This window comes from Bacillus sp. L_1B0_5, from assembly GCF_000836715.1.
GTDB lineage: Bacteria > Bacillota > Bacilli > Bacillales > Bacillaceae_G > Bacillus_A > Bacillus_A thuringiensis_S.
Genome location: NZ_JXIS01000025.1, coordinates 243,832 through 251,473, shown reverse-complemented (window position 1 = coordinate 251,473; position 7,642 = coordinate 243,832). Strand labels below are relative to the sequence as shown.

Below are 7,642 nucleotides of genomic sequence, written 5' to 3'. Positions count from 1 at the left end.
TGGTTCAACTAATAATTAGTGGGGGATAAACACCCCCCCACTAATTAAAGTTTCACTTTATTGAGTTTTGGGATGGAAAGAGTGATTGAGATTCTTAAGGGGAGCTTTCTATAAAAAGATAGAAAGTAAATACATTCACAAGAAGGGAGCTCAATATGGAAAAATTGCTAATTGAAGGCGGAAGAGCTTTAAATGGAACAATTCGAGTAAGCGGTGCTAAGAACAGTGCCGTTGCATTAATTCCAGCGACAATTTTAGCAGATACTCCAGTAACTATTGGTGGTGTCCCTAATATTTCGGACGTGAAAATGCTAGGAGACTTACTAGAGGAAATTGGAGGGAAAGTAACTTATGGACAGGAGGAAGAGATGGTAGTCGATCCTTCTAACATGGTTGCAATGCCTTTGCCAAATGGAAAAGTGAAAAAATTGCGCGCTTCTTATTATTTAATGGGTGCGATGCTTGGCCGTTTTAAAAAAGCTGTTATTGGGCTTCCGGGTGGATGTCATTTAGGACCTAGGCCGATTGATCAGCATATTAAAGGGTTTGAAGCGCTAGGTGCACATGTTACAAATGAACAAGGTGCCATCTATTTAAGAGCAGATGAACTACATGGAGCACGTATTTATTTAGATGTTGTTAGTGTAGGAGCTACGATTAATATTATGCTAGCAGCTGTACGAGCGAAAGGTAGAACTGTTATTGAAAATGCAGCGAAAGAGCCCGAGATTATTGATGTAGCTACATTGTTAACAAGCATGGGAGCACGTATTAAAGGTGCTGGTACAGATGTAATCCGAATAGATGGTGTGGACTCTTTACATGGTTGTCACCATACTATTATCCCAGATCGTATTGAAGCTGGTACGTATATGATTCTAGGAGCTGCATCAGGAGGAGAAGTAACGGTTGATAACGTTATTCCTCAGCATTTAGAATCAGTTACTGCAAAGCTAAGAGAAGCTGGTGTTCAAGTTGAAACGAATGATGATCAAATTACAGTGAACGGTAATAGAAAGTTAAAAGTAGTTGATATCAAAACGCTTGTATATCCAGGTTTTCCAACAGATTTACAACAGCCGTTTACGACGCTTTTAACAAAGGCGCACGGGACGGGAGTTGTAACAGATACAATTTACGGTGCCCGTTTCAAACACATTGATGAATTACGTCGTATGAATGCTCAAATTAAAGTAGAAGGTCGTTCGGCAATTGTAACTGGTCCTGTATTGTTGCAAGGGGCAAAAGTGAAGGCGAGTGATTTACGAGCGGGAGCAGCACTTGTTATTGCAGGGTTAATGGCAGATGGAATTACAGAAGTAACAGGACTTGAGCATATTGATCGAGGTTATGAGAATATAGTGGACAAGCTTAAAGGGCTTGGAGCAAACATTTGGCGAGAACAAATGACAAAACAAGAAATTGAAGAGATGAAGAACGCATAAGTGATACTTCCGCAAGGGGGAAGCGAAGCATCACTACTTGCGGAAGTACACTTTATAGAAAAACACGGTTCACAAAATACGGCAGAAATATAAAGACTTAAAGGAGAGGGATTATCGTGGAAAGAAGTTTATCTATGGAGTTAGTACGTGTAACAGAGGCTGCAGCATTATCATCAGCGCGTTGGATGGGGCGCGGGAAAAAGGATGAAGCAGACGGTGCAGCAACATCAGCTATGCGTGATGTATTTGATACAATTCCGATGAAAGGTACAGTTGTAATTGGTGAAGGTGAGATGGATGAAGCACCAATGCTATATATCGGAGAGAAATTAGGTACAGGATATGGACCACGTGTAGACGTTGCGGTTGATCCTTTAGAAGGGACAAACATCGTAGCAGCTGGTGGCTGGAATGCTCTTGCTGTTATTGCAATTGCAGACCACGGTAATTTGTTACATGCTCCTGACATGTACATGGATAAAATCGCGGTTGGCCCAGAAGCAGTTGGGGCGGTCGACATTGATGCGCCTATTATTGATAACTTACGTGCAGTTGCGAAAGCGAAAAATAAAGATATTGAAGATGTTGTAGCGACAGTTTTAAATCGCCCACGTCATCAAGAAATTATCGAAGAAATTCGTAAAGCTGGTGCTCGCATTAAATTAATTAATGATGGAGATGTAGCTGGAGCAATTAATACAGCATTTGATCGAACAGGTGTAGATATTTTATTTGGATCTGGTGGAGCACCTGAAGGTGTATTGGCAGCAGTTGCTTTAAAATGTTTAGGTGGAGAAATTCACGGAAAACTATTGCCACAAAACGACATTGAATTAGCACGTTGTAAAGAAATGGGCATAGAAGACATTAATCGTATCCTTCGTATGGAGGACTTAGTAAAAGGCGACGATGCAATCTTTGCAGCAACAGGCGTAACAGATGGAGAACTATTACGCGGTGTTCAATTTAAAGGTAGCGTAGGAACAACGCAATCTCTTGTTATGCGTGCAAAATCAGGTACAGTTCGCTTTGTAGATGGTCGTCATAGCTTAAATAAAAAACCGAACTTGGTTATTAAGTAAAAAGCGGAGGTGGCTTGCTCAGAAGGGGAAGGCATTGGAACTCCTGACGAAGAGGCGTTTTGTGCCTCGCAGGAAGGGGGGAAATGACTGACCCTTCTAGCCACCGGAGCTGGATTAAATAAAAAGCGTAAGCAGCTTGTTCAGAATGGGAGGGGGATGGAGCTTCTGACGTAGAGGCCCTTTTTGCCTCGCAGGAAGAAGTGAAGCCACCGACCATTCTAGCTGCTGAAGCTGGATTAAGTAAAAAGTGTAAGCGGCTCGTTCAGAAAGGTTAAAATGGTCGACCTTTTTAACTATCGGAGCTGGAACTAAACTAAATAAGAAGCGAAGACAAATTTTCTTGTCTTCGCTTCTTGTATTTGTGTTCCAACGTATTGATTAAAACTAGATAAAAGGGTTACAATAGTGAATATTACCCTACTTGAACTTATTGCCTTTCATTATTAATTATTTGCCTTCCGTATTTTTCCCTTTACCCATGAAAAAAGAGAATAACGTTAAAGTGTGGTGTCTGAATGAATTTGTCAATTGCAGCATTAGAAAACATGAAATTAAAAGAGTTATACGAGCTTGCGAAAGAATTTAAGATTTCGTATTATAGCAAGTTAACGAAAAAAGAGTTAATCTTTTCTATTTTGAAAGCTCGAGCAGAAAAAGAAGGTTTCTTTTTCATGGAAGGCGTATTAGAAATTATTCAATCAGAAGGATTTGGATTCCTACGTCCTATCAACTATTCTCCAAGCTCAGAAGATATTTATATCTCAGCTTCGCAAATTCGTCGTTTCGATTTACGTAATGGAGACAAAGTTTCTGGTAAAGTACGACCTCCGAAAGAAAATGAACGCTATTTTGGGTTATTACAAGTTGAAGCTGTAAACGGAGATGATCCAGATTCAGCAAAAGAGCGTGTGCATTTCCCTGCATTAACACCATTATACCCAGATCGCCAAATGAAATTGGAAACGGAACCGAAAAAGTTACCGACACGTATCATGGATTTAATCGCACCAGTTGGATTTGGACAACGTGGTTTAATTGTTGCGCCTCCAAAGGCTGGTAAAACAAGTCTATTAAAAGAAATTGCACACAGTGTTACAACAAATCATCCAGAAGCAGAATTAATTGTGCTTTTAATTGATGAGCGTCCAGAGGAAGTAACAGACATTGAACGTTCTGTTAAGGGCGACGTTGTAAGTTCTACTTTTGATGAAGTACCAGAAAATCATATTAAAGTAGCTGAACTTGTGTTAGAACGTGCAATGCGTCTTGTAGAGCACAAAAAAGACGTTATCATTTTAATGGATAGTATTACCCGTTTAGCGCGAGCTTACAACCTTGTTATTCCGCCAAGTGGTAGAACATTATCGGGTGGTATCGACCCAGCGGCTTTCCATAGACCGAAGCGTTTCTTTGGAGCTGCACGTAATATTGAAGAGGGCGGTAGCTTAACGATTTTAGCAACAGCCCTTGTTGATACAGGATCTCGTATGGACGATGTTATTTACGAGGAATTTAAAGGAACTGGAAATATGGAACTTCACTTAGATCGTTCGTTAGCTGAACGTCGTATCTTCCCAGCCATTGATATTCGTCGTTCTGGTACACGTAAAGAAGATCTATTAATTCCAAAAGAGCATTTAGACAAGTTATGGGGTATTCGTAAAACAATGCGTGATACACCAGACTTTGTTGAAAGTTTTTTACGTAAGCTTCGCCAAACGAAGACAAACGAAGAATTTTTACAAAACATTGTTGCAGACTCGAAAAGATATGTAACAACTAAGTAAAGGGAAAAGATGGGGACTCGCTTATTTTATAGTAAGCGAGTTTTTTATGCCTTTTAGGTGATATTAAAGAGAGAAATAAGTGGGAGAACCTTAGCCAGTCAGAGCTAAACGAGCCCCCGCCACTTTAAATTTCAAAAGACAAAAACAGGTAGTTGCAAAATGAAGTTAGCCTTGTTATAATTTCATCATATGTGTTTCATCAATATAGTTGTGTATGCAGCTGAAGATGAAAAACTCTGTTTCGAAAATGATTCAGGGCGGAAGGAGATGAAAAGAATGAAAGCAGGAATTCACCCAGATTACAAGAAAGTTGTATTCATGGACACAAACACAGGCTTCAAATTCTTAAGCGGGTCTACTAAAGGCTCTAGCGAAACTGTTGAGTGGGAAGATGGTAACACTTATCCATTACTAAAAGTTGAGATCAGTTCTGATTCTCACCCATTCTACACTGGACGTCAGAAGTTTGCTACTGCAGACGGACGCGTTGATCGCTTCAATAAGAAATACGGTATCAAGTAATAAAAACATAAAACAGGCAAGTGTATGTATTCGCTTGTCTGTTTTTTTTGCGAAAATATTATACCTTTACCCTACTTTTAACTAAAAAGTAGATGAAAGGAGAGCTTCATGTACTTAATAAATCAAAATGGCTGGATTGAAGTGATTTGCGGTAGTATGTTTTCTGGTAAATCAGAAGAATTAATCCGCCGTGTGCGCCGTACGCAATTTGCGAAACAACATGCAATTGTATTTAAACCATGTATTGATAATCGCTATAGTGAAGAAGACGTTGTATCACATAACGGATTAAAGGTGAAAGCAGTTCCTGTTTCAGCTTCAAAAGATATATTTGAACATATCACTGAAGATATGGATGTAATTGCAATCGATGAGGTGCAATTCTTTGATGGGGACATTGTGGAAGTGGTGCAAGTATTGGCAAATCGTGGCTATCGTGTCATTGTAGCTGGTTTAGACCAAGATTTCCGTGGTCTACCATTTGGACAAGTTCCTCAGCTGATGGCGATTGCTGAACATGTAACAAAGCTACAAGCAGTATGTTCTGCATGTGGATCTCCGGCAAGTCGTACACAACGATTAATTGATGGAGAACCAGCGGCATTTGATGATCCGATTATTTTAGTTGGGGCTTCAGAATCGTATGAACCGCGCTGTCGTCATTGTCATGCAGTTCCTACAAACAAAGATAAGTAAAACTCGCTGCGCAAGGCGAGTTTTTTTCAGAATAGAGAGCTCCAATGGCCTGCGATTCTGAGCAAGCCGCTTACGCTTTTAAATATAATTTGCGTTTTTTTGAGTAAGTACCATATACTATTTGTATTAGATACTAGGATGTAGAGGTGAATGATGTGTTAGATCGTTTGCAAGCTGTAGAAAATCGTTATGAGAAGTTAAATGAATTGTTAAGTGACCCAGAGGTTATTAGCGATACAAATAAACTTCGTGAATATTCAAAGGAACAGTCTGATATACAGGAAACGGTAGAGGTGTATCGTGAGTATAAGGATGTTCGTGAGCAATTAAAAGATGCGAAAGCAATGTTAGAAGAGAAGTTAGACGCAGAAATGCGTGACATGGTAAAAGAAGAGGTTTCTGAGTTAGAATCACAAGAAAAAACGTTATCAGAACGTCTGAAAATTTTACTAGTTCCAAAGGACCCTAATGATGATAAGAACGTTATCGTTGAGGTTCGTGGGGCTGCTGGTGGCGACGAGGCCGCTTTATTTGCTGGTGACTTATACCGCATGTATAGCCGTTACGCTGAGGTGCAGGGCTGGAAAACGGAGATTATTGAGGCTAGTTATACAGAGTTAGGTGGATATAAAGAGATTATCTTTATGATTAACGGTAAAGGTGCTTTCGCGAAGCTGAAATTCGAGAATGGTGCTCACCGTGTACAACGTGTTCCTGAAACGGAATCTGGTGGACGTATTCATACATCTACAGCAACTGTAGCTGTATTACCAGAGGCAGAAGAAGTAGAAATCGACATTCACGAGAAAGATGTTCGTGTTGATACATTTGCTTCTAGTGGTCCTGGTGGACAAAGTGTTAATACAACGATGTCAGCGGTACGTTTAACGCATTTACCGACTGGTGTAGTTGTATCTTGTCAGGATGAGAAATCACAAATTAAGAATAAAGAAAAAGCGATGAAAGTATTACGCGCACGTGTTTATGATAAGTTTAGACAAGAAGCACAAGCTGAATATGATCAAAACCGTAAACAAGCTGTTGGTACGGGTGATCGTTCAGAGCGTATTCGTACGTATAACTTCCCGCAAAACCGTGTTACAGACCATCGAATCGGTTTAACGATTCAAAAGCTAGATCAAATCTTACAAGGTAAGTTAGATGATTTCATCAATGCCTTAGTGATGGAAGATCAGGCTCAAAGGATGGAGGCAGCTGAGTAATGCGTGTCTATGAAGCCCTGAAATGGGCTTCTTCTTTTTTACAGGAAAATGGACGAGATGAAAATGCGGGAGAAATTGTCCTTTGTCATGTATTAAAGATGAACAGAACAGGATTACTTATGAATATGCGTGAAGAAATAAATGAGGAACAAGAGGCAAGCTTTACGGAGTTTATCCACAAGCATGTAGAAGGTATTCCTATTCAATATATGATTGGTTATGAAATGTTTTATGGCCGGTCGTTCTTTGTGAATGAAGAAGTATTAATACCAAGACCGGAAACAGAAGAGCTTATAGTAGGAGTATTAGAAAGAATTGAGCGCCATTTTGGCGACAAGGAACTACATGTAGCAGATATAGGAACAGGTAGTGGAGCGATTTCTATTACGCTTGCTTTAGAAAATAAAAATCTCCATGTGTATACAGTAGATATTGCACAAGAGTCGATTGAAGTTGCAAAAGAAAATGCAAAAGCTTTAGGTGCAGAAGTAACGTTCTATCACGGTGATTTATTGTCACCATTTGATAAAACGGGTCAAAAGCTAGATGTTGTTGTTTCAAATCCTCCATATATACCGGAAGAGGATTGGCGTGGTCTTTCTCCTGTTGTGAAAGAGCATGAGCCGAAGAGAGCGCTTGTTGGTGGAGAAGACGGATTAGATTTTTATCGCCGTTTTATGGAAGAATTGCCGAATGTGTTGCAGGAGAAAGCAATTGTAGCGTTTGAAATTGGAGTAGGACAAGGTGAGGATGTAAAAAGATTGTTACAACAAGCTTTTCCACATGCCCATGTTGAGGTTGTTTTTGATATTAACGGAAAAGACCGTATGGTATTTGCAGAGATGGAGTAAGGTTCACACCTTACTCTATTTTTTTGTAGGAAAATT

General features: G+C 39.8%; 7 protein-coding genes. All 7 read left to right on the top strand.

Annotated elements, in window-relative coordinates; translation table 11 throughout:
* Positions 1-155: 155 nt before the first annotated feature.
* Positions 156-1,445 (top strand): UDP-N-acetylglucosamine 1-carboxyvinyltransferase, encoded by a 1,290-nt coding sequence (murA, locus tag RT27_RS09215; RefSeq protein ID WP_000413248.1) that lies wholly within the window; start codon positions 156-158, stop codon positions 1,443-1,445.
* 116 nt (positions 1,446-1,561) lie between these two features.
* The gene (glpX, locus tag RT27_RS09210) at positions 1,562-2,527 is read left to right on the top strand and encodes a class II fructose-bisphosphatase (protein WP_043935891.1); all 966 of its coding nucleotides are present in this window, start codon (positions 1,562-1,564) and stop codon (positions 2,525-2,527) included.
* A gap of 515 nt (positions 2,528-3,042) precedes the next feature.
* A complete protein-coding gene (rho, locus tag RT27_RS09205) occupies positions 3,043-4,314 on the top strand; it encodes a transcription termination factor Rho (protein WP_001053903.1) in 1,272 nt (423 codons plus the stop codon).
* A gap of 276 nt (positions 4,315-4,590) precedes the next feature.
* Complete coding sequence (locus tag RT27_RS09200) at positions 4,591-4,836, top strand: type B 50S ribosomal protein L31 (protein ID WP_000643435.1); 246 nt, start codon at positions 4,591-4,593, stop codon at positions 4,834-4,836.
* A 108-nt stretch (positions 4,837-4,944) separates the two neighbouring features.
* Positions 4,945-5,532 carry a thymidine kinase gene (locus tag RT27_RS09195; RefSeq protein ID WP_000280851.1) on the top strand — a complete coding sequence of 196 codons (588 nt, stop codon included), beginning with the start codon at positions 4,945-4,947 and terminating at the stop codon, positions 5,530-5,532.
* Positions 5,533-5,687: 155 nt separating this feature from the next.
* The gene (gene prfA / locus RT27_RS09190; RefSeq protein WP_000887066.1) at positions 5,688-6,755 is read left to right on the top strand and encodes a peptide chain release factor 1; all 1,068 of its coding nucleotides are present in this window, start codon (positions 5,688-5,690) and stop codon (positions 6,753-6,755) included.
* On the top strand, positions 6,755-7,606 hold the full coding sequence (prmC, locus tag RT27_RS09185) for a peptide chain release factor N(5)-glutamine methyltransferase (protein ID WP_001267022.1): 852 nt from the start codon (positions 6,755-6,757) through the stop codon (positions 7,604-7,606). The genes prfA and prmC overlap by 1 nt, the downstream gene beginning before the upstream one ends.
* The last annotated feature ends 36 nt before the right edge of the window (positions 7,607-7,642 follow it).